The organism is Pauljensenia hongkongensis (assembly GCF_001746855.1).
Taxonomy (GTDB): domain Bacteria; phylum Actinomycetota; class Actinomycetes; order Actinomycetales; family Actinomycetaceae; genus Pauljensenia; species Pauljensenia hongkongensis.
The window spans coordinates 1683427-1705713 of record NZ_CP017298.1; the positions used below are offsets into that span (position 1 = coordinate 1683427).

The window sequence follows — 22287 nt, forward strand, 5'->3', positions numbered from 1 at the left end:
CCGCCCGTTCCCGGCGGGGCAGCGGGGCCGTCCCCGCTGGGCGCCGCACCCGTCTCTGAAGGCTCCTCCGCAGTGGCCCCGGAGGCGGACCGGGCGGCAGGGGGGCGCTCCTGCGGAACCGCCTCCGCCCCCCTGGCGCTGGTCGTCGGGCAGCCACTGGGCGGCCCGTCGTAGACGATCCGGCCCCCCTCCACCCGGATGACGCGCTCGGCGCCGGCGACCTCCCCGGCATCGTGAGTGACATGGACCACTGCGATTCCCCGGGAGGGGAGGGAGGCGAGGACCCCCATGAGCTGCGCGCGCCCCTCCCGGTCGATCATCGCAGTAGACTCGTCCGAGATCAGCAGGCGCGGCGAGCGGGCCAGCGCCCCCGCCAACGACAAGCGCTGCAACTGCCCGCCCGACAAGTGGTGGGGGCTGGCCGACTCCAGCCCGCCCAGTCCGACGAGGCCGAGGACCCCGGCGAGGTCGACCTGCTCGCGCTCGTGGGCGTCCATGCCCCACAGCACGTCCTCGGCGACCGTCTCCCCCAGCATCTGCAACTCGCTGCGCTGGCCCACCAGGGCGATGCCGCCCCGCCGCCCCAGGCCGCCGCCGCCGTGCCGGGAGCCGCCCGTGGGCTCCGCCCCCGCCAGCAGCAGTGCCAGCGTCGACTTGCCCGATCCGTTGGGGCCGACGATCCCGGTCAGCGACGCCTCCTCCAGCGCCAGCGTCACCCCCGTCAACGACGGCGAGCCTGCCCCAGGGTAGGTGAATTCCGCGTCGGCCAGGAAAAGGGGCAGCGGGGCGGCCCCCGCCTCGTCCCGGCGGCCTTGCAGAGCGGGCGCCAGAGGATCCCAGCCGCGGTCCAAGTCGATGCGGTCCAGCACCCTGCCCAGCAGCCACTTCGCCACGACCAGCAGCGCGACCACGCCCACCAGGCGGGTGAAGGGGAGCCACAGCCACCAGTAGTCCACGAACCACTGGTTGAGCGCCTGCAGCGCCGAGGCGGGCCCCTGGGCGCCCGGCACGTGCGCCAGCAGGCGCAAGAACCCGTCCAAAGACTTCTGGAGGGCCTCCAGGGCCAGGCGGCGCAGATCCTCCAGCACCCAGAACGCCACTCCCGTCCCCGCCCCCCACAGGGCGCCGAGGCCCACGGCGACCAGCCACACGAGCGCCGCCCGCGCGCGCCGGCGGTGGAGGCCCCCCACGATGACGCCCACCACGCACGACTGGAAGACGCGGCCCACCGCGGCCACGCCCCCCACCGCCAACGACATGAGCAGGGTCGCGGCGAACGCCCCCGCCCACGCGCGCCGCCGCATCCGCAGGGCGATCATCGCAAGGGGGATGGCGGTCGCCACCTGGAAGAGCGTGTGGAAGACCGGCGTGGCCGCCGAGGCCACGCCGAAAGTCACCGCCAGTCCCGACAGCGCCCCGCAGGAGGCCACCTCGACGGGGGCCAGGCGGGCCGCGCGCGCGGAGTCAGTCATGCCCCTAGTGTCCCAGGAGTGCCCCCCGGAGCGGCAACCGGGCGCCGGACAGTGGCAGATAGTCCACACCGGCCGGTCCGCTATCGGAAATGTGGCAAAGGGCATAGACTGGTGGGGCAGGAAACACAAAGACGACGAGGTCTTCCCACAATGGCACAACGACGCAAAGGCGGGATCGCCATCGACCCGCGCTCCGCGCAGAACATGTCCACGCGGCGCGGCGGTCCGAAGAAGAGGACCGCCCCCAGCCCCGCGAAAGTGGTCGGCATCATAGGCGCGATCACCGCGATCACAGTCTGCCTGCTCGTCCAGCTGCCCGGCCTGGACGCCGCGGGCACGCGGATGTTCGGGATCTTCTTAGCCGCGATCCTGCTGTGGGTGACCGAGGCGGTGCCGCTGGCGGGCACCGCGGTGCTCGTCATCTTCCTGGAGGTCCTGCTGATCTCCGACCACGCCCTGCTGCCCGTCGCCGACGGGGCGCCGCCCTACACGCGCTTCTTCGGGGCGCTGGCCAACCCCGTCATCATCCTGTTCCTGGGCGGGTTCATGGTGGCCGACGGCGCCGCGAAGTACAAGGTGGACCGCGCGCTGTCCGCCGTGCTGCTCAAGCCCTTCATCGGCAAGCCCCGCCTGACGGTCATGGGCGTCATGCTCATCACCGCCCTGATGAGCATGTTCATGTCCAACACCGCCACCACCGCCACCATGTTCGCCGTCATGATGCCTGTCATCACCGCCCTGCCGAAGGGGAGGGCGCGCACGGGGATCGCCCTGTCCATCCCGGTCGCCGCCAACGTCGGCGGCATGGGGACACCCGTGGGCACGCCCCCCAACGCCATCGCCCTGGGAGCGCTGGAGAGCGCCGGGATCGAGGTCACCTTCCTGCAGTGGATGCTCGCCGCGGTCCCCCTCATGCTGGTGGTCCTCGTCGTGTCCTGGCTGTTCATCTCATGGCGCTACATCCCCGCTGACGCGGAGTTCGACATCGACACCACCGCCCGCTTCCAGACCGGGCGCAACGCGGTCATCTTCTACGTGGTCGCGGGCGCCACCATCCTCGCGTGGATGACCGAGGCCCTCCACGGCGTCTCGGCGAACATCGTCGGCTTCCTGCCGGTCGTCGTCCTGCTCATCACCAAAGTCATGAGCGGGGACGACCTGCGCGCCCTCGACTGGCCGGTCCTGTGGCTGGTGGGCGGCGGCATCGCCCTGGGGGCCGGGGTGAGCTCCACCGGCCTCGACAAGTGGATGCTCGGCTCCATCCAATGGGCCTCGATCCCCGGGGCCCTGCTCATCCTGGTGCTCGCCCTGGTCGGATGGGCCACGTCGAACGTCATCTCGCACTCGGCCTCGGCCAACCTGCTGGTCCCCATGGGGATGGGACTGGCGGCCTCGGTGTCCACCTCGGCCGCCGAGATCGCGATCGTCCTGGCGCTGGGGTGCTCCCTGGGCATGTGCCTGCCCATCTCCACGCCCCCCAACGCCATCGCCTACTCCACGGGCACCACCCCCACGCGCGAGATGGTCGTGGTCGGTGTGGTCGTCGGTCTGGTGGGCATCGTCCTGCTCGCCTTCGTCGCCCCCCTGACCTGGGGCGCCCTCGGGGTGGTGTGACATGGAACGCGCGGCGGAGGGGACAGTGGCCCGGAAGGACGGCGGACCCCCGGGCCTGGCGACCGGGTGGACGCTGGGCCCCGACCCCTCCGACGCCCGCGTGCGCCAGCGCACCGACGTGCGCAGCGGCGGGCACCGCCTCGACGCCCACGTCCACGTGCTCATCGTCGGGGACGACTCCGACCGCATCGCCGTCCCCCTCACCCGCGACCTCGCGTGGGCGTTCCCCAACCTGTGCTTCGACCGCGTCGACGCCCCCGGCGACCTGCCCGGATACCAGGCCGGACTGGGCGCGGACGACCGCGTGGTCCTGGGCGTGGCCACCTCCGAGGTCGCCGACATCGACGCCCTCATCGACGCGGCGGCCGCCCTGGACGCGCTGGCCCCCATCCAGTGGATCGCCGTCACCGACCGCGCCGAGCACCGCGACCTCGCCAGATCCACCGAGTCCGACCGCCTCGCCTCCGTCCTCAAGTCCCCGTGGACCGTCCCCCTGCTGGTCGGCCAGTCCTACTCCACGATGGTGCGCCGCCTGCAGGCGGATGGCTGCGGCGCCGGGGAGGTCCTCGACCTCATTGGGCGCCCCCCGTCCTTCGCCGTGCAAGGGCCCCTCCTGGAGGGCCTGGGCAGGAGCGAGCACTCCGTCGTCCTCGAACTGCTGGCCGGCGTCGAAAGGGTCCTGGGCGCCCGCCCCCGCCTCGTCGTCCCCGAGGGCACCCAGCTGGTCACCCAGGGAAAGCCCGTCGGCGCCGTCCACCTGGTCCTCGACGGGAAGGTCAGCCTGCACCGGGACTCGCCCCGGGGCGAGGTCCTGGCCCACCTGGCCTCCTCGGGCCCCCTCATCGGCCTCGTGTCCCTGGCGCGCGGGGAGAGCGCCTTCTTCACGGGCGTCACCACCACCGAGACCGTGCTCGTGCGCCTCACCACCGAGCAACTGCAGATCGTCCTGGCGCGGGACCCGGCCATCGGCTCCACCCTGACGGCCCTGGCGATCCGCTCCCTCACGCGCCGCCTCATGCGCGCCGAGGACCTCCACCTGGAGAACGCGATGCTGGCCGAGGGCCTCGAGCAGCAGAAGCAGGCCCTCGCCGCCACCCTGGAGGACCTGCGCCGCACCCGCGCGGAACTGGTCGAGCGCGCCCGCTTCGCCATGCTCGGCGAGCTCAGCGCCGGGATCGCGCACGAGCTCAACAACCCCGTCACCGCCCTGGTCCGCGCCGCCGAGCACCTGCGCGCCGACGTGGACACGGCCCTGGCGGCCTCCTCCTCCACCAGCGCCCAGCGCGACGCGATGACCAGGGCGCTCACCGCGCCCCCGCGCTCGACCGCCGCCGAAAGGGCGCTCATCAAGGAGCTGACGCCCATCGCCGGGGACCGCAACGGGGCGAGGCGCCTCGTGCGCGCGGGCGTCGCCGACGCCGACGACGCCCGCCAACTGCTGGCCGGGGGCAGGTCCCAGGTCGAGGCCGCGCTGGCGGGGGCGCGCCTGGGCTCCTCCCTGCGCTCCGTCCTGGCCGCCTCCACGCGCGTCATCGAGCTCACCCAGTCCCTCAAGGGCTACGCCCGCCCCGACGACGCCGACCTCAAAGCCGTGGACGTGCGCGAGGGAATCGACGACGTCCTGCGCCTCACCTCCCACAGGGTGCACGGCATCAAGGTCGCGCGCGATTACGAGGACGTCCCCCTGATCCGCGCCCACCCCTCGAAACTCCAGCAGGTGTGGACCAACCTCATCGTCAACGCCGCCGAGGCCATCGAGGACGAGAACGAGGACGTCCAAGCCGCCCGGATCAGTGCCGAAACCGGGTACTACAGCGGTCCCGACCCCGCGCCCGCCCGCGGCGACGCCCCCGCGCGCATCACCATCCGCGTGCGCCCCGACGGCGACGGCGTCGCCATCACCGTCAGCGACAACGGCCCCGGTATCGCCCCCGAGGTCGTCGACAAGATCTTCGAACCGCACTTCACGACCAAAGCCGGGCGCGTGCGCTTCGGCCTGGGAATGGGCATGTCGATCGTGAGCTCGATCGTCGCCGACCACTCAGGCACGCTGGACGTCGACTCCCGCCCGGGCGCCACGTCCATGCGGATCCGGCTGCCAGCCACCCCACTGCCAGACAACCAACCGCAACGCGAGGAGGAATCATGACCCTGACAATCCTGTCCCTGGAGGACGAGGCCGATGTCCGAGCCGCTATCGAGCGCGATCTCGATCAGTTCTGGGACACGATCCGCCTGGAGGCCGCCGACAACGTCGAGGACGCGTGGGCCGTCGTGGAGGAGATCGACGAGGACGGGGACGAGTTGGCGCTCGTGCTCTCCGACCACCGGCTGCCCGGGGAATCCGGCGTCGACTTCCTGGTCGCCCTCATGGCCGACTCCCGCTTCGCGTCGGCGAGGACCGTGCTGGTGACCGGGCAGGCCGACCAGGACGACACGATCCGGGCGGTCAACGAGGCGGGCCTCGACTACTACATCGCCAAGCCCTGGGACCCCTCCAAACTCCGCGAGGTGGTGCGCGACCAGCTCACCGAGTACGTCCTGGCCTCCGAGGTCGACCCGCTGCCCTACCTGCCGGTGCTCGACGCCGTGAGGGTCATGGAGGCGATCCGCTAGGAGCCTGCGGGGACGCGGACCGCGATGCCCCGCGCCCTCAGGGCCGCCGCCAGGACCCCGTCGCCATCGACGAGGGCCCGGCCGGCGGAGACCCCGGCCGGCGGAGACCCCGGCCGTTCCAACCACGTTCTCGCCCACGAGGGCCCCGAGAAGGAGCCGTCGTATACGCGGCCGCACCCGCACGAGGGGCTGCGGGGCTGGTGGTTTCGGCGGTTGTGGGCCCGAAAGGGTCGATGTAGCCTGAGCCCAGGGCGTGCCACACGCAATGAATGGAGGCGGCATGCAGTTCACTCATGTGCACATAAGAAACTGGAGGAACTTCCGGGACCTCCGTTTCAATGTCGGCCCGAGGCTGTTCATCGTGGGGCCCAACGCTTCCGGGAAGTCGAACCTGCTGGACGTGTTCCGTTTCCTCGGGGACATCGTCGCCCCGGGCGGTGGAGTGGCGCACGCGGTCGAACGGAGGGGAGGGTACAAGAAGATCCGCAGTCTGTTCAGCCGCCAGCACCCTTCTCCGACCATTGATGTGACCATGCGCGACGGGGAGGAGGAGTGGTGTTACACCTTGACTCTCAGGCAGGAGGGGTCCGGGCGCAGGCGGGTGCTGATCGAGGAGGAGAAAGTGGAGAAGAACGGGCGGGCAGTGCTGTCGCGCCCCAATGAGCAGGATCGGGAGGATCCGGAGCTCCTCACACAAACCTACCTGGAACAGAAGGTGACCAACAGGGGATTCCGGAAGATCGCGGAGTTCTTCGCGCAGACCAAGTACTTCCATCCTGTTCCGCAGGTGATCCGGGGACTGACGGGCAATGAGATCCGGATCGCCGACCCCTACGGCTCCGATTTCATCAGGCAGATCAGTGAAACGCCGAAGCGAACACAAGAGGCACGGCTCAAACGCGTGCAGGCCGCCCTCCAACGCGCGATCCCGGAGTTCGAGAAGCTCAGGTTGGAACCGGACTCCATGGGTGTGCCGCACTTGGAAGCGGCCTACAAGAATTGGAGGCCCCACGCCGCGTGGCAGAACGAAACGCAGTTCTCTGACGGGACGCTGCGGCTGCTGGGGCTGTTGTGGACGCTGATCGCCACTCCGGGGGAGAAGTCCAGTGTGCTCCTCTTGGAGGAGCCGGAGCTCTCGTTGCATTCCGCACTCGTGTCCGAGCTGCCGTCGGTCCTGGCCGAGGCGAGGCGCAGTTCGAAGGGCTCAGTTCAAATCTTCCTTTCAAGCCACGCCACCGAAGTGGTTGATGACGGGACTGTCAACGAGGACGAGGTGTTGGTCCTCGTCCCCAGCGGCGACGGAACGAAAGGCGGTCTTCTCAGTGAATTCGAAGGCGTCGGGCGCTACCTCGACATAGGGATCCCCTTCTCCGAGACTATCCGTTCGATCATGGGCGGGGCCGGGACGCCCCGTTTCGTGCTCGGCTCATGAGAGTGCCGCTGACGGCCTTGGTCTACACCGAGGGGGACACTGATAGACCCGTGGTGTCAGCAGTGATGAAGGCGGCGGGGTGGAGCGGCAGCGAGTTCGAGGTGTTCGCGCTGGGAGGGGCCGCGAACCTGGAGAAGAGACTGCGACAACAGGTTGCGCAAGAATCACCGATCCCGCGGATCTTCATCATGGACTCCGACGGGAAGTGCCCTGTGGAACTCAGGAGGCGCCTCATGGCGCAGGGGAGCGCCGCCACCGTCGTGCTCCGGATCTGCCATTACGAGATCGAGAGTTGGATTCTGGCAGACGACCAGGGTTTTTCCCGGTTCTTCACCATTCCACTGGCGAAGGTGGAATCCCCGGATGGACGGAATGCCAAAGAACGGATGCTGCGCTGCGTGGACAGGCTCGGCAGGAGCAACACGCAGGACTTCGCACGCAGATCCCCCAGGAGCAGCGGCGCGTATGCTTTCGGAAGCCGCTACCTCGTAGTGGTGGGGCAGCTCATGGATAGTGAGTGGAATGCGGAAAGGGCGGCACTGCGATCCGACAGCCTCAGGCGGGCGCTTCAGCGCCTCCGGAATCTCCGCGACCGCTTCGCACGTGCGGGGTGACCCCGATTCCCCGCGCCCTCAGGGCCGCCGCCAGGACTCCGTCGCCATCGACGAGCCCGCCCGAGAAGGAGCCGTCGTAGACGCGGCCGCACCCGCACGAGGGGCTGCGGGGCTGCAGGACGGCGGCCCGCACCCCCCGGGCCACCGCCTCGTCCGCGACCCGGCGCGCGCCGTCCACGAACTCGGCGGTCACATCGGCGCCCTGCTCGGTGACCACGCGCGCCGTCCCCCGTAGCACGTCCGCGCCGTCGCCCCCCCGGATCTCCGCGGGCGGGCGGGGCGTGGGCAGGCCCCCGGCGACCTCCGCGCACGCGGGGAGCGCCCGCCCCTCGGCGACGGCGCGGACGATGGCGGGATCGGGCTTGGCGCCGCCGTCGTAGCGGCACGGGACGCCCGCCAGGCAGGCCGACACCAGGAAGGGCGCGCTCACCCGGCCGCCCCCGCCTCGTCGGTGTCCGGGACGGGGCCGGCGCCCGGGTCGTTGCACATGGTGATCCCCTCGAAGCCCGCGGCTCCCAGGACCTGGAAGATCTCGTCGAGCAGCGCCATCGGCTCCGCCGTGCCAGCCGCGAACTCGGGGTGCAGGATCTCGATGGCGGCCATGCCGCGGGGGTCCAGCACTGGCTCGGTCTCGAAGCGCTCCGAGAGCAGCAGGTTCGCCTCGTCCAAGTCGGCGGGCGAGCCGAAGGCCCACGTCACCGCCTTGCGCACAGGGGAGCGGCTGATCCACATCCGCGTCATGAGGATGCGCCGCCCGGCGCGGGGGAACACGTCCCCCACCCGGGTGAACAGGGCGATCGACCCCAGGCCGTCGCCGATGGAGTCGCCGACGAGGGCGTAGGCGTAGGCCCCGATGCCCCGCAGCGTCAGGGCGTCGGCGAGCAGCCCCAGGGCGTCGTCGTCCATCGGCTCCGACTGGAAGTACACGGCCTCCCCGACCTCGGGGGCGCCCGGCCCCAGGACCGACACCTCCAGGCCGGCGTCGGCCAGCGCCTCGCGCACCAGTCCGACGTGGTGCTCCGGGAAGGGGTGCAGGGCCGCGGCGTTGGCCGCGATGCGTTCTACGAAGACGTACGTGTCGAAACCCGGGCGTGGCATGGGGTCATCGTATTGCACCTGGGCCCCCTCCCATTCGCTACCGCGCCTAGAACAAGCACAGCCCCTGCTCGTGCAGGGACTCCAGGACCGGCGACACGTGCGCGCCGCCCGTGCCCAGGGAGGCCACGACCAACTGCCCGAAATCGTCGAACTGCGCGGAGCCGCCCCTCGCCTCGTAGTACTCCGAGACCTCTTTGCCGTACTCGGCCAGGGTCTGGCGGAAGGAGTCCACGCGCGGGTAGGTGTTGCGCGCGAAGACCACGTCGTGGGGCAGGCGCGGGCGGTACAACGGCTCCTGCTTCGAGTGGCCGACCAGCAGGCCCAGGATCGGGTAGGTGAGCTCGGGCAGTTCCATGGCGGCGATGAGGCGGCGGGGGTCGCCCAGGATCGAGCCGAGGAAGACGGTGCCGAGCCCCATCGACTCGGCGGCCGTCACCGTGTTCTGCGCCGCCAGGATCGCGTCCTCGGCGGCGCAGATGAACAGGTTCATCGACGAGGCGGCCCGCGAGTCCACGCCCATCTCCTCGCGGAGGCTCTTGTTGCGGTACATGTCGACCAGGAAGATGAACAGGTCGCCCTTGTCGCCCCCCACGTAGGGCTGGCCCGAGGCGGCGGCGATCTCGTCGCGGACCCGCTGGTCGGTGATGTGCAGGATCGTGGTCTGCTGCAAGAAGGAGGACGTGGCGGTGCGGCGCGCCACCTCGATGAGGGTGTCCACCTGCTCCTCGGTGAGCCTCTCATCGGTGAAGCGGCGGAAGGTCCGGTGGGACAGCTGGTTGACGATCGTGGCGTTCTCGATGGGAGCGGTGGAGCGCTCGGTGAATTTCGACAAGGCGGTTCCCTTCCCTGGATAGTCCGCGTCCGTGCGGTTCCTCCGATTCTCTCACATCGGGGACCCCGTTCCCCCCGTTGGACTGTGACATCGTCCTAGATCGTGGGGCGGGCGCCACATCATCCGGTCTTCCCTTTACGATGGTGGGTATGAGAAAGCGCTCCATCCTCACAGCACTGGTGACCGCCTCCCTCGCCGTCTCCCTGGCGGCCTGCGGCGAGACCGACACCGCTCACTCGTACACGACCCCCAAGGACACCAAGACGGTCGAGAAGACCCTTGAAACGGTCAACGGCGCCGGGATCTCCGTTCCCGAGAAGCGCGACCTCAAGGTGAAGCTGCCCAACGGGCAGAGCGCCGTGAAGTGGCAGGTCGACGTCTCCGATCCTTCCTTCGCCGAGGTCGGCAAGTCCGAGAACGACGTCGTCACCATCCACCCCCTCAAGCCGCTGGGCGAGGACGACGCCCCCGTGACCGTCACACTGACCAGCCCCGACGGCGCCGCGACCAGCTTCACCCTGAAGATCACCGAAGGGGCCAACTGACACTGTCCGAACCGATGCGCCGAAGGGCCGGGGGATCCGCGTGGACTCCCCGGCCCTCGCGTTGCGGGCGGGCTCGTGCATTGTGGGCCGGGCCGGGCTGGGTCGACCCGCCTTCGGACCGGATCCGCCCGGGGCTGGTCTCGGTCCGCGTGCCCGGGCCGCGCGGTGGCCTACGCGGAGGAATCGAGCAGGCGGCGCATGGCCCGCAACGACACCATGAGCTGCATGTCGGAGGCCGGTGACGCCTCGAACTCCGCGTTCGCCAGGTAGAAGCCGCGCGCGTTCCCGTCCGCGCAGTGGACCAGCAGCGCGGCGGCCCCGATGATGCGGCTCGCCTCGAGACTGCGCGCGAACGCGTCTCGCAGCAGACCGCTCCCGATCCCCATGCCCTGCGCTCGCTCGTCCACCGCGAGGCGCGCCAATAGGATGCAGGGGCAGGGCTCGGGGCGCCGCCGGGGGGCCAACGACGACGGGAGCTCCGTTCGTGTGACGGAAGCGGTCGAGAGCGCGTAGTAGCCGAGCACTTCCGTTCCCTGCACTGCGACGTAGACGACCGTGTTCCCCTGGTCCTGGTTCTGCCAGGCGAACCGGTGGAACCAGTCGTCCAGTTCGGCGTTGCCGGAGCGGAAGGCGGAGCGCTCGTCGCCGCGCTGGAGCCGACGGGGCTCTTGGAGGACTTCGACGTGCACCGCCATCGGCCCCTCAGGCGGATCCGATGGCGTAGTGCTTGCCGAAGGGGGAAGGGCGGTTCAGCAGCTTCCGCAATTTCGGCATGTCAGTGACCGGGCGGTCGACGATCTCCTGGAAGTGGGCGAATTGGTCCTCGGAAACGGGGAACACCCGTTGATCGGCCAGTGCCCTCTGGGCCTCCAGTGTCGCGGAGGTCAAGACGAAGTCGCTGACGCTGCGGTCCGTCAGGGCCGCTGCTTGGCGGATGAGCAGGTTCTGGCGCTCGGTGACGCGCAAGTCCATCCGGTGGGTCTTCGCGGGGGGCATGACCACTCCTTTCGTACGGGAAGTGTACACACATGAGTAGGGTGGCACAAGGGGGTGGGACTGGCGCTGGGACGGTGGCCACGGGAAGCGCGCGGCATCCACCGCGGGAATCGTCGCCGCGCCCCGGGCGCCTCCCCGTTCGCCCGCGCCAGGGCCCGCCGGTGCGGCACACTGGATGGTGTGACATCCATGAGTTTCGCGCCCATGGCGCCCTTCGCCTCGCTCCCCGTCCCCCGCGGGGTCGAGTGCGTGTCCATCCCGTCCCCCTGCGGACCCCTGTCCGCGTACCACGGGCCCCCGGCCACCGCCTCGTCGGCCACTGCGGCGCCCGCCCCGCCGGTCCGTGGCCCGCGCCCCGGAGCAGCGGGGTCGGGCCGCCCGAAAGTGCTGCTCGTTCCCGGGTTCACCGGGTCGAAAGAGGACTTCCGCCTCCCCATATCCGACCTGGTGGACCGGGGTTTCGAAGTGCTCGCCTACTCCCAGAGGGGCCAGGCCGACTCGGCGGCCCCCACGGGCGCGGGGGCCTACGGGCTCGGCGGCTTCGCCGGGGATGTGACGGCCATCGCCTCCGCTTGGGGCGCGGGGCAGCGCGTGCACCTGCTGGGGCACAGTTTCGGGGGAGTGGTGGCGCGCGCCGCGGCGATCGCCCGGCCCGGGCTCTTCGCCTCCCTCACGCTCTTCTCCTCGGGGAACACGGCGAAAGGCGCCGACAGGCCGGTGCCCGATCCGGTTCCGGCGGGCCCGGCCGGGCGCGAGCGCGTCCTCGCCGCCGTCTTCCCCGGCACCGACTTCACGAGGCCGGGGCTGGGCTGGGAGGAGTTCATGCGCGTTCGGGCGCTGGCGACCTCCACGGGGAATCTGATGGGCATCCGCGCGATCCTGGCGGACCAGCGCCCCAGAAGCGCCGAACTGCGCGCCACGGGCCTGCCGATCCACGTCGTCTACGGGGCGGAGGACACCGCGTGGCCCGTCAGCGACTACAGGCGCGAGGCCCGCGAGGTCGGAGCCGTGGAGACCCCGATCCCCGGCGCCCAGCACTCCGCGCAGACCCAGAGGCCCACCGCGTGGGCGGACGCCGTGTCGCGCTTCTGGCTGGCCGTGGACAGCGGGCACCTGGTCTGGCAGATGTAGGCGGCGCGCGCCAAGGCACGCCCCCGGCGCGCAGGGGCGGGCCGTCAGTGCAGGATCCGCGACAGGAAATCCCGGGTCGAGGCCTCCTGGGGGTCGCCGATCACCTGCTCGGGCGGGCCCTGCTCGGCGATGCGGCCGTGCTCCAGGAACACGACGCGGTCGGCCGCATTCCGGGCGAACCCGATCTCATGGGTCGCCATGAGGATCGTGGAGCCCTGGTCCTTGATCTCAAGGACGAGGTCGAGGACCTCGCCCACCAGGACGGGGTCCAGGGCGGAGGTGATCTCGTCGAGGAGCAGAAGCTCCGGGTTGGTGGCCAGGGCGCGGACGATGGCGACGCGCTGCTGCTGCCCGCCGGAGAGCCGGTCGGGGTACTCCTTGGCCTTCGAGGCCAGCCCGATGCGCTCCAACAGTTCCATCCCGCGCTCGTTGGCGCGCTGCGTGCTCCACTTCTTCACCTTGCGGGCGGCCAGGGTGACGTTGTCGAGCACGGACATGTGGGGGAAGAGATTGTAGTGCTGGAAGACGACGCCGATATAGCCGCGCACCTCGTCCGCGTCGATGTGCGGGTCGGTGATGTCAATGCCGGACAGGAAGATCTGCCCGTCGTCGACGCGCTCGAGCAGGTTCGCGCAGCGCAACAGCGTCGACTTGCCCGAACCGGAGGCACCGAGCAGGACGACGACCTCGTGGGAGGCGACGTCGAGGTCGAGGCCCCGCAGGACGATGTTGTCGCCGAAGCGCTTGACGACCCGCTTGGCGGAGAATACGGGGACGGACTGGTTGAAGTAGGCGGACAGGGGGCTGTCCCCCTCGAGCGTTGCGAACGACTGCGGGGCGTCGGCGGCTCGAGTGGAGCTTCCAGCGGCGCCGGCCGCCGGGGCGGCCTTTTCCTCGTTGGATTCGGTGGACATCAGACTGTGCCCCCCATCTGCTCGCGCTTGCGCAGTTTCGCCGTGTACCAGTCGGAGAGGCGGATGAATGGGAAGGACATGAGGATGAAGAGGACCCCCGCAACCACGTAGGAGGTCATGTTGTAGGTTTTCGCCTGGTACTGCTGGGCGGCGCGGATGGCGTCGACGGCGCCGAGGACGGAGATGAGGCCGACGTCCTTCTGCATGGAGATGAAGTCGTTCATGAGGGCGGGCGTGACCTTGCGGATCGCCTGGGGGACGATGATCATCCTCAGGGTCTGCCCGTGTGTGAGGCCGAGGGACCGCGCGGCGTAGCGCTGCGAGGGGTGGATCGACTCCAGTCCGGCGCGCAGCACCTCCGCCACATAGGAGGAGTAGGTGAGCACGAGGGCGATGGTGCCGAGGACCGCAGTGGGTATGCGGTCGTTGGGGTTGAGCGCGGGGATTCCGAAACCGACCAGGTAGAGGACAACCAGGAAGGGGATGCCGCGGAAGATGTCCGTGTACGCGGCCGCCAGGAAGCGGATCGGGAAGAACACGGGGCCGCCCAAGGTGCGCGCGGCCGCCAGGACGGTGGCGAGCACGGCCACGCCGAGGACGGCGATGACGAGGATCCGCACGTTGAGCCACAGGCCGGCCGCGACTTGGGGCAGGGAGGCGGCGAAGTGCCTGCCGGAGAAGAACGTCTCCTGCGTGCGCGGCCACCCCTGCGACGTGCCGACCGCGAGGACGACGGCGGCCGCGACGAACAGGGTGGAGGCCACCGAGATGAGGATGGAGCGCCTGGCCTTGGCGCGGCGCATGGCCCGGCGGCCGAGCTCCACGTCCGAGACGGGGAGCCCGGCCAGCTCAAGGGGATCGGGCTGATGGGAACTCATGGGGTGCCAATCGGGGTCGGCGTCAGTGGAGGACGGGCACGTTCGTGGCCTCGTTGAGCCACTTCTCCTGCAACTGGGCCAGGGTGCCGTTGTCCCGCAGGCGGTCCATCGCCTCGGAGACCGATGCGGTGAGTTTCGAGCCCTTGGGCAGGACGATCCCGTAGTTCTCGCCGTCCGCGGCGTCGGCGAACTGGCCGACGACCACGCCGTTGTCGATCTGGGTCGCCACCATGTTGAAGGCGGTGGGTAGGTCGACGACGATCGCGTCGACGCGGCCGGTCTGCAGCGCCAGGACCGTGTCGTCGGAGGAGTTGAACTGCTGCGGCGTCTGGGTCAGGCCGGCCTCGAGCTTCTCGGAGACGAACTGCTGGGAGGTGGTGCCGGCCTGGACGCCGATGAGCACGTCCTTGAGGTCGGCGACGGAGGCGGCCCCCGCGGCGGGGCTGCCCTCCTTCGTGATGATGGCCTCGGAGGTCGTGTAGTACGGGGTGGAGAAGTCGACGGCGTTCCGGCGCTCGTCAGTGATGGAGAACTGCTGGATGTTGATGTCCCAGTCCTTGGCGCCGGGGGTGATCGAGGACTCGAAGGTGGCGCGGGTCCACACGACGTTGTCCTGCGTGTAGCCGAGCTCCTCGGCCAGGGCGTAGACGACGGCGGACTCGTAGCCCTCGCCCGAGGCGGGGTCGTTGTCGAGGATCCACGGCGAGTAGGCCGGGTCGGAGGTGGCGACCGTGAGCTTGCCCTCAGTGAGCGTGGGGAGCTGGCCCTTCGCGTAGGACTGGGGCGCGGTGGACGAGTCGGCGGGCGTCGAGCCCGAGCAGGCGGTCAGGGCGATGGCCGCGGCGGCGATGGCCGACAGCGCGGCGAGCGGGCGGAAAGAGCGGCGCATGAAAGGGCCTTCCGTGTTGTCTTCGTGGGATGCGGCCCCGGACTCGCCCGGGACCACTGACGGGGCGAGCCTATCGGAGGCCGCTGCTGGGCCGCGTTCCGTGCCAGCCGGTGGAACTGTGTGACGCCCTCCGTCCCGGTGCGTTCCCTTGTGGCGCTGTGCCCGTGCGCCGGGGAAAGCGCGCCGCCGGGGCCGATCGGCCCCGGCGGCGCACGCCCATCGGAATCACTTCCCGGTGAGCTTGTCCTTGACTTCTTCGATCTTGTCGGTCACTGCTTCCTTGGCGTCACCGAGCTTCTCCTTGGCCTTATCAACGATTTGGCCGGCAGAGCCCGCGACGCGGTCCTTCTGGCCGTCGGAACGCAGTTCCTCGTTCCCAGTCGCATCGCCGACGGCCTCCTTGGCCTTGCCGGCGGTCTCCTGGAACTTGTCATCCAGTCCCATATCGTCTCCCATCATTGGTGAATGTGAACGCTTTCACCCTACAGCGGATGCGGGCGTTTGGGAAATGGAAGGCTCAAGACCTGCGGCGGTGCGCGCTGCGCGGGGGCGTGTGCTGCGTGCTGGCGGGCAGCGTACCAGCGGAGGGTCGGCGGTGGGCCGGTGGAGGGCGCCTGCCAGGACATCCGCGTGAGGGGTGTGCGCAGTGCGGGAAGGGATCCGCACAGGGGGTCGAGCACCTGTCCGGAGGAGCAGCCAGGCGCTACTATTGGTCCATGAGCGAGGTCCGCGTTCTCATGCCCGAGGTGCTGTCTCTGGTGCTCGACGCGCCGGGGATCCCGTCGGAGGACACGAAGGACCTGCGCAGATTCAGTGAGATTGATGAGACTGCGGCGTTCGAGGTGTGCGTCGGCCTGCTGATCGACTACGAGATCCCCCTCAGCGAGGAGCTGCTCTCACGCATCCACGAGTTCGACGACCTGCTCTTCGACGAGGACGTCGAAGATCTGGATACCCTGCGCTCCTCCACCGTGGTCGAGTGAGATCCTGCCGTTCTCCTGCTTATAACCGCACAGGTTGTGGGGTCCGCGTTGGTTCTCCGTTTCGAGTGCAACGGTGTGGGTCCGGATTGGTTCGCTTTCGGCGCGTCCAGGTTGGGATCCGCCACTACGGCACGGGATCAGGCGCCATGAGACCAGCCGTGTTCGGGCGGTGGGAGCGGGGAAATCGGGGAAGACGCGGGTCTGGTGCTGACGCGACAGGGTGCGGTCGTGGTGGTCCAAAATGCGTCTGGGTTGCCAGTGGGAACGGGGGTGCGGCGGAGAGTTGGTCCAAAATGCGTCTGGGTTTGGGGAGAATCGGCCGATTCCGCCGGAATCGGGGTAACTGAGACGCATTTTGGACCGGAGTGCCTCAACGCCGTCCCAGTGCGGCGGGACTCAGACGGGTTTTGGACCGTTTCTCCGTGTCCGGTGCCGCTGGAGGTCCCGTGTGGGTCCCGCACAGGGGGCCGATGCCCGCCAACCCCGCCCGTACTCGGGGCGCGGCGCCACGCGCCGCTTGCGCCTCGGAACATGGAGAGCCCCTGACCGGAGGGGCTGCGAAACAGTGGTGGCCCCTCAGGGCCGCAGGGCGCCCGAGTGGAGGAGCCGCGAGGCGAAGCGCCTCTTCTCCTCTGTGGTGGTCGGGCCGAGGGCGCCGGGGCCGTCGATGAGCAGGCACGACGCGCCGTGGACGTAGGCCCACAGGGCGGCCTCAGCCTCGTCGGTCACGGCGTCGCCGAAGACCTGTCGGGCCAGTGCGGACAGTTCCGCGCGCGCCCGGTCGCCGGCTGCGAGGAGGTCGGGGTGGGCAGTGGGGTCGTACATGTCGGAGCGGAACATGATGCGGAAGACGCCCGGGTTGGACAGCGCGAAGTCGATGTAGGCGCTCCCCGTGGCGACGACGATGCCGGAGGCGTTGGCGCCGGCGTTGTCGGTGCGGGCGCGGTGGAGGGCGTCGGCCAGGCCCGTGAAGCCCTCGGCGACCAGAGCGGCCAGGATGGCCTCGCGGTTGGGGAAGTAGTGGTAGGGGGCCTGGTGGGTGCACCCCGCCCTGCGCGCCACTTCGCGCATCGACAGGGCCGCGGGGCCCCCTTGGTCCAGGAGCTCGCGGCTGGTGGCGAGGATGGCGGCCCGCAGGCCGCCGCGGTCGGAGTTGGGCGGATCCATCATGGCTCCAGTGTCGCACAATCACTTGACACTGTCAGGTCGAGTGCTACCCTCTTCTCTAGACACTGTCTAGTTAGGAGAAGCGATGTACGACGCGATCATCATCGGATCAGGGATCGGCGGCCTTTCAACAGCGGGATTCCTGGCCGGGACGGCGGGCAAGAGGGTCCTCGTCCTGGAGAAGCACTCCGTCCCCGGAGGGCTCACCCACGCCTTCCGGCGCGGCGGGGCCTCCTGGGACGTGGGGGTCCACTACCTGGGCGGCCTCGGCGAGGGCGAGATGTTCCGCAGGGCCTTCGACTACCTCACCGGCGGGCAGGTCCATTGGAGGCCGATGCCCCGCCACTACGACCGCTTCGTCTACCCCGGCATCGACTTCCGCGTCCCCGCCGGGCGCCGGGCGTACGAGGACGCCCTCATCGCCGCTTTCCCCCACGAGGCGCGGGCCGTGCGCCGCTACTTCCGCGATATCGGGGCGGCCGCGTCGTGGGGGACGCTGGCCTACGCGCGGGAGATGGTGCCGCGATCCGTCGAGCCCCTCATCCGCCTCGCCCAGTGGGCGCGCCGCGGCCCGGCCCTGGACACCACGAAGGCCTACCTGGAGCGCCGCTTCCGCGACCCCCGGCTCCGCGTCCTCCTGACCTCCCAGTGGGGCGACTACGGCGTCGAGCCCGCGCGCAGCGCCTTCGTAGCGCACGCGACGGTAGTCGCCCACTACCTGGAGGGCGCGTGGTTCCCCGAAGGGGGCAGCGCCCGCATCGCGCGCGCCATCGAGGACGGCATCGAGGCCCGCGGCGGCCGGATCCGGGTGTGCCAGGAGGTCCGCGAGATCCTCGTCGAGAACGGGCGCACGGTCGGCGTGCGCGTCATCGACCGCTCCGGCCCCCGTCCCCGCGAAGCCGTCCACCGGGCGCCCGTGGTCGTCTCCGGCGCGGGGGCGGGCCCCACCTACAACCGCCTCCTGCCCACCGACGGCCCCGTCGGCGCGGCCACCCGCGGCGTGCGCCGCGCCATCGACGAGGTCGGCCCCGGGCTCTCCGCCGTCAGCGTCTACCTGGAGCTGTCCGAACTGCCCGACGGCGTCGACGGCTCCAACGTGTGGGTGAGCACGACCACCGACCACGACGACATCGAGGGGGCCACGGCCGACCTCCTGGCGGGCGTGCCGCGCGCGGCGTTCTGCTCCTTCCCCTCCATCAAGGCGGGGGAGGGGCGCGCCACCGCGGAGATCCTCGCCTTCGCCGACCCCAGGGCCTTCGAGGCGTGGGAGGGCACCGCCAAGGGCGACCGCGGCGCCGACTACGCCCGGCTCAAGGCGGTCATGGCCGACGGGTTGATCGCCCTGGCCGACTCGGCGGTGCCCGGACTGCGCGCCGCAGTGCGCCGAGTCGAGGTGGGCACCCCCCTGACCGTCGAGCACTACACCTCGCACCCCGCCGGGGCCTTCTACGGGATCCCCGCCACCCCCGAGCGCTACCGCAAGCGCCTCACCACCCCGAGGACCCCCATCGAGGGCCTCTACCTGACCGGGCAGGACGCGGGATTCCTCGGCATCGCCGGGGCCCTCATGGCGGGCATGTCAGCGGCGTGCCAGGTGCTGGGCCCGGCGGGCTACAACCAGATCATGCGGGCCGTCAAGGAGGGCCCCGGCCAGCGCCCGGGCGCAGGGGCCACCGCGGCCGGAGGGGAGGGCCAGGACGCTGGAGCGCCCGGAGCGGCCGGAGGGAAGCGCGCGGCCGGAGGGGAGGGCGCGGCGGAGCCCGGGGAGGAGCGCCCGCTCCCCGTGGGCAAGCGCGGGGCGAGCGTCGTCTCCTCGCGCGCAGTGACGCCCTCGGTCGTCGAACTCGTCCTCGACCTGGAGGACGACGCGCCCCAATGGTGGCCCGGGCAGTACGTGCGCCTGCGGGTGGCCGACCACGAGTGGCGCGACTACTCGATCGCCTCCCTGGAGGGCCGCCGGCTGCGCCTGCTCATCGACACGCGCACACGGGGGCGCGGAGCCCGTTTCGCCGTCGGCGCCGCCCCGGGCGCGCGCACCCTGCTGGAAGGGCCGTTCGGGTCCTTCACCGCCACGGACTCGCCCCGCCGCCGCGTCTTCGTCGCCACGGGGACGGGCCTGGCGCCCTTCCTGCCCGTTTTCGCCCAGGATCCGCGCGAATCCGACCGCCTGCTCTTCGGGTGCCGCACCAGCGCCGAGGACCTCACCCGGGTTCTCGACGACCCGATGCCCCCCGTTACCCGGTGCATCACCCGTGAAAAGGTGGACGGCGCCTTCCGCGGGCGCGTCACAGCGGCGCTCGCAGAGTTCGGCGGCCAGGCGGCCGAATGCGACTTCCACGTGTGCGGCTCATCGGAGATGGTGGCCGACGCCATGGCCGTCCTGCGGGAGCTGGGGGCGGGTGCGGTCGTCACCGAGGCGTTCTAGGCGCCGCGCGCCTCACACGGCGGACCAGCGCACGCGCCCCGAGACAACGGTCTCCACCTGGCGCCCGGCCCCGTGGCGCGCGACGGCCTCGATGGTCCCGACCACGTCGGTGACGGGCACGTCGACGACCACCATGTCGGCGATGGCGCCCGCCTGCAGCTGCCCGACGCGGTCCGGCCCCGTCTCCAATCCCAGCGCGGCGGCGCCGCCCAGGGTGGCGGCCTCCAGGAGGCGCCGCGCCAGGTCCCCGTCCCGGTAGCCCTGGGCGCGCGCCAAGTCGAAGAGCAGCGCCACGTCCTCCAGCACATCCAGGGACGGCGACGAGGACAAGGAGTCAGTGCCCACTGCGATGGGGTTGCCCTCGCGCAGGTAGGCGGCGACGGGCGGCGCGTCCAGCCCGATCACCCGGTTCGAGCGCGGGCACAGCGCCACCGAAGTGTGGCGCGCCCGCAGGCGGCGACGGTCGTCGGCGCGCATGTACACCCCGTGCGCCACATGGCAGTCCGGCCCCAGAACCCCCAGCTGGTCGACGAACTGGGTCGAGGAGAACCCCCCGCCCCTGGAGCGCATCGCCGTGAACGACGGGTGCCCCGACTTCCACAGGTCGGACAGCTCCATCGTGCGCGTCTCGGGCCACTCGGCCTCCGAGTACGACTCGCCCAAGTGGATGTGGATCCTCATGCCGCGGCGCCTGGCCAGATCCGGCAGGTCCAGCAGCGGGTCCGCGTCCAAGGAGTAGGGGGCGTGGGGCGAGATGCCGGCCCCTGGTGGAGTGGGCATCGCGTCCAGGGCGCGCCCCACCTGTTCGGCCCCGCACTGGCGCCACTGCTCGTTCGACCAGCCCATGACCTCCCAGTAGGCGACGCCGTGCAGGCCCGCGTCGGACAGGGCCGGGGCCGCCTCCGGGTCCGTCACCACGTCCGCGGCGGCGGTCGTGCCAGCGCGCAGCAGCATGTCCGCCCCGCGCGCGGCGTCCGCGCCCCAGTCCAGGCCGCCCAGGTCGTAGACCGCGTCGAATGCCCGCGCCCAGTCGGGGTAGCCCGAGTAGGAGCCGGAGCCGACCCCGTCCATCCCCGTGTACTGCAGGTGGGTGTGGGCGTTGACCAGGCCCGGCAGCAGGACGCCGTCGAAGTGCCGCTCGGTGAAGGCCAGGCCGCGGTCGCGCAGGGCCCCGATCACCCACTCGCGCGCCCCCACGTGCTCGATGCGCCCGTCCCGCACGGCGACGGCCCCGTCCATGACGGAGGGCGCGGTGATGGGGATGACGAGTCCGGCGGACCAGACGGTGACGTCGTGGGGCATGGGTTCCTCTCGGATCGTTGTCGACGAGGCGGGGGCGGGCGCGCCGCCGGCGGACGGGGCCGTGGCCGGGCCGCGCCAGTGGGGGGAGGGGCTCAGGCGAGGGCCTCCAGGGCGCGGCGCGCTACAAGGATATCGGCTGGGCCGGGCAGGGCGCGCAGCCCGGGGGGCATGGAGCTCCCGTGCGAGGCGAGCTCGCGCAGGGCCGCCACCTGGACGCCGAAACTCATGTCCATGACCTCGATGGGATTGCCCTCCCCGGCGGTGCAGTTGATGCAGGCCCCCCGGTCCAGGACGCGCACGGGGGCGGCACCGGGGCGGTGGAGCAGTTGCACGGCCCGGCTGCCCGACTCGGTCAGCGGCCATGAGCCGGCCCCCGCCTCGGCGAGCCCGGCCTCCCCCTCCACGCCGCCCGCCACGGCGACGACCGCGCCCGTGGGCAGGGCGGCCAGCGCCGCGGGGGTGATCGTCGCGGGCTCGCCCGTGGCCGACACCAGCACTGCGCTGGCAGCGGCGGCCTCCTCCAGGGCCGCCACCCGGTGCCCGTCCATCTGGGCCTGGAGGGCGCGCACGGGGTCGGTCTCCACGACATCGACCGCGGCGCCGCAGGCCGCGGCGAAACGCGCGAAGCCCTTGCCCACGTCCCCGTAGCCCACCACCGCGACGCGCTGCTCCCACAGCGCGACCCCCCTGGCAGCGGGGTCGATGAGGTCGAGGATGGTGAGCAGGCACGACTGGCCCGTCGCGTAGGCGTTGTCGAAAAGGGTCTTCGAGCGCGCGTCGTTGCTGGCCACCACGGGCACCCGCAGCGGGAAGGCCCGCAGGGCGCGCAGCCCCGACGTGGTCTCCTCCGCCGCCCCCACCAGCGACTCCAGGGCCCCGGGCGCCCGCCGCGGGTCGTGCGCCATGCGGATCAGGTGGGAGCCGTCGTCGAGCAGGAACTCCACGCCCCCGGCCAGGAAGAGCCGCGCCAGCTCCTCCTCCCGTTCCCCAGTGGCCCCGGATTCGGCGAACACGGCGATCCCCGCGGCGCGCAGCGCCTCCGCCACGTCGTCGCGCGTCTCGGCGGCGTGCCCGAAGACGCGCACGCGGGCCCCCGCCTCGTGGAGCATGAGGGCGAGCGCCGCGGTCTTGGGCTCCAGGACCAGGGACAGCCCCACGGTGCGCCCGGCGATCAGCGGCGCCGCATCCTGAACGGCCCGGCGCGTCACCGGCATCCTGTCGCGCGCCCACGCGGTGCGGCTCGCCCCGTAGTCCGCGCCGCGCCCCGCCTCGTGGGGGCCCAGCAGCGGCTCGCCGTCCCACGTGACGGACGCGCGCCCCCCGATGGGCGCCCGCACGACGAGGCGGGGCCGCCAACGGGATCCCCCGGTGCCCGGGGG

General features: G+C 71.2%; 22 protein-coding genes. 9 read left to right on the forward strand and 13 right to left on the reverse strand.

Annotated features, from left to right (window positions below; all coding sequences use genetic code 11):
* On the reverse strand, positions 1 to 1472 hold a 1472-nt coding region (locus tag BH719_RS06935), incomplete at its 3' end, for an ABC transporter ATP-binding protein (protein ID WP_009744102.1).
* Between the two features lie 150 nt (positions 1473 to 1622).
* Between BH719_RS06935 and BH719_RS06940 the strand changes: the two genes are divergently transcribed.
* From BH719_RS06940 to BH719_RS06960, 5 genes are all read left to right on the forward strand, one after another.
* Positions 1623 to 3086: an SLC13 family permease gene (locus BH719_RS06940; RefSeq protein WP_173647188.1), complete on the forward strand. Its 1464-nt coding sequence runs from the start codon at positions 1623 to 1625 to the stop codon at positions 3084 to 3086.
* Position 3087: 1 nt separating this feature from the next.
* Positions 3088 to 5235, forward strand: coding sequence for a sensor histidine kinase (locus tag BH719_RS06945; protein WP_009744104.1), 2148 nt, complete (start codon positions 3088 to 3090; stop codon positions 5233 to 5235).
* Complete coding sequence (locus BH719_RS06950; protein ID WP_009744105.1) at positions 5232 to 5702, forward strand: response regulator; 471 nt, start codon at positions 5232 to 5234, stop codon at positions 5700 to 5702. Before BH719_RS06945 ends, BH719_RS06950 begins: the two co-directional genes overlap by 4 nt.
* A 280-nt stretch (positions 5703 to 5982) precedes the next feature.
* On the forward strand, positions 5983 to 7134 hold the full coding sequence (locus tag BH719_RS06955; protein ID WP_009744107.1) for an AAA family ATPase: 1152 nt from the start codon (positions 5983 to 5985) through the stop codon (positions 7132 to 7134).
* Positions 7131 to 7748 carry a hypothetical protein gene (locus BH719_RS06960; RefSeq protein ID WP_034255350.1) on the forward strand — a complete coding sequence of 206 codons (618 nt, stop codon included), beginning with the start codon at positions 7131 to 7133 and terminating at the stop codon, positions 7746 to 7748. The genes BH719_RS06955 and BH719_RS06960 overlap by 4 nt, the downstream gene beginning before the upstream one ends.
* Here BH719_RS06960 and BH719_RS06965 read toward each other — a convergent pair.
* The 3 genes from BH719_RS06965 to BH719_RS06975 are packed head-to-tail and all read right to left on the reverse strand — an operon-like array spanning position 7690 to position 9678.
* Positions 7690 to 8178: a 2-thiouracil desulfurase family protein gene (locus tag BH719_RS06965; protein ID WP_009744109.1), complete on the reverse strand. Its 489-nt coding sequence runs from the start codon at positions 8176 to 8178 to the stop codon at positions 7690 to 7692. The genes BH719_RS06960 and BH719_RS06965 overlap by 59 nt on opposite strands.
* On the reverse strand, positions 8175 to 8846 hold the full coding sequence (locus BH719_RS06970; RefSeq protein WP_034219530.1) for a hypothetical protein: 672 nt from the start codon (positions 8844 to 8846) through the stop codon (positions 8175 to 8177). Before BH719_RS06970 ends, BH719_RS06965 begins: the two co-directional genes overlap by 4 nt.
* A 46-nt stretch (positions 8847 to 8892) precedes the next feature.
* The gene (locus tag BH719_RS06975) at positions 8893 to 9678 is read right to left on the reverse strand and encodes a nitroreductase family protein (protein ID WP_009744111.1); all 786 of its coding nucleotides are present in this window, start codon (positions 9676 to 9678) and stop codon (positions 8893 to 8895) included.
* A 149-nt stretch (positions 9679 to 9827) separates the two neighbouring features.
* On the opposite strand from BH719_RS06975, the gene BH719_RS06980 reads away from it, so the two are divergent.
* Positions 9828 to 10223, forward strand: coding sequence for a hypothetical protein (locus BH719_RS06980; RefSeq protein WP_034255353.1), 396 nt, complete (start codon positions 9828 to 9830; stop codon positions 10221 to 10223).
* 170 nt (positions 10224 to 10393) lie between these two features.
* Here the strand turns inward: BH719_RS06980 and BH719_RS06985 are convergent, their stop codons facing one another.
* Positions 10394 to 10912: a GNAT family N-acetyltransferase gene (locus tag BH719_RS06985; RefSeq protein WP_034255759.1), complete on the reverse strand. Its 519-nt coding sequence runs from the start codon at positions 10910 to 10912 to the stop codon at positions 10394 to 10396.
* A gap of 13 nt (positions 10913 to 10925) precedes the next feature.
* A complete protein-coding gene (locus BH719_RS06990) occupies positions 10926 to 11219 on the reverse strand; it encodes a type II toxin-antitoxin system TacA family antitoxin (RefSeq protein WP_009744114.1) in 294 nt (97 codons plus the stop codon).
* Between the two features lie 180 nt (positions 11220 to 11399).
* Between BH719_RS06990 and BH719_RS06995 the strand changes: the two genes are divergently transcribed.
* Complete coding sequence (locus BH719_RS06995) at positions 11400 to 12350, forward strand: alpha/beta fold hydrolase (RefSeq protein ID WP_009744115.1); 951 nt, start codon at positions 11400 to 11402, stop codon at positions 12348 to 12350.
* A 44-nt stretch (positions 12351 to 12394) separates the two neighbouring features.
* Here the strand turns inward: BH719_RS06995 and BH719_RS07000 are convergent, their stop codons facing one another.
* The 4 genes from BH719_RS07000 to BH719_RS07015 all read right to left on the reverse strand — a co-directional run bounded on the left by BH719_RS07000 (position 12395) and on the right by BH719_RS07015 (position 15490).
* On the reverse strand, positions 12395 to 13264 hold the full coding sequence (locus BH719_RS07000; protein ID WP_009744116.1) for an amino acid ABC transporter ATP-binding protein: 870 nt from the start codon (positions 13262 to 13264) through the stop codon (positions 12395 to 12397).
* Positions 13264 to 14142, reverse strand: a complete 879-nt coding sequence (locus tag BH719_RS07005) for an amino acid ABC transporter permease (RefSeq protein WP_009744117.1) — start codon at positions 14140 to 14142, stop codon at positions 13264 to 13266. Before BH719_RS07005 ends, BH719_RS07000 begins: the two co-directional genes overlap by 1 nt.
* Before the next feature lie 22 nt (positions 14143 to 14164).
* Positions 14165 to 15031, reverse strand: a complete 867-nt coding sequence (locus tag BH719_RS07010) for an ABC transporter substrate-binding protein (RefSeq protein ID WP_034255354.1) — start codon at positions 15029 to 15031, stop codon at positions 14165 to 14167.
* Positions 15032 to 15256: 225 nt separating this feature from the next.
* The gene (locus tag BH719_RS07015; protein WP_009744119.1) at positions 15257 to 15490 is read right to left on the reverse strand and encodes a CsbD family protein; all 234 of its coding nucleotides are present in this window, start codon (positions 15488 to 15490) and stop codon (positions 15257 to 15259) included.
* A gap of 257 nt (positions 15491 to 15747) precedes the next feature.
* Here BH719_RS07015 and BH719_RS07020 point away from each other — a divergent pair, with 257 nt between their 5' ends.
* Entirely contained in the window at positions 15748 to 16014 is a 267-nt protein-coding gene (locus tag BH719_RS07020) for a hypothetical protein (RefSeq protein WP_009744120.1), read from the forward strand.
* Positions 16015 to 16590: 576 nt separating this feature from the next.
* Here the strand turns inward: BH719_RS07020 and BH719_RS07025 are convergent.
* Positions 16591 to 17184, reverse strand: a complete 594-nt coding sequence (locus BH719_RS07025; protein ID WP_034255356.1) for a TetR/AcrR family transcriptional regulator — start codon at positions 17182 to 17184, stop codon at positions 16591 to 16593.
* A gap of 82 nt (positions 17185 to 17266) precedes the next feature.
* On the opposite strand from BH719_RS07025, the gene BH719_RS07030 reads away from it, so the two are divergent.
* Complete coding sequence (locus tag BH719_RS07030) at positions 17267 to 19606, forward strand: FAD-dependent oxidoreductase (protein WP_009744122.1); 2340 nt, start codon at positions 17267 to 17269, stop codon at positions 19604 to 19606.
* 12 nt (positions 19607 to 19618) lie between these two features.
* Here BH719_RS07030 and BH719_RS07035 read toward each other — a convergent pair whose 3' ends face one another.
* Positions 19619 to 20908, reverse strand: a complete 1290-nt coding sequence (locus BH719_RS07035; RefSeq protein ID WP_009744123.1) for an amidohydrolase family protein — start codon at positions 20906 to 20908, stop codon at positions 19619 to 19621.
* Between the two features lie 92 nt (positions 20909 to 21000).
* The coding region (locus BH719_RS07040; RefSeq protein WP_009744124.1) for an adenosylhomocysteinase at positions 21001 to 22287 on the reverse strand (1287 nt) is incomplete at its 5' end.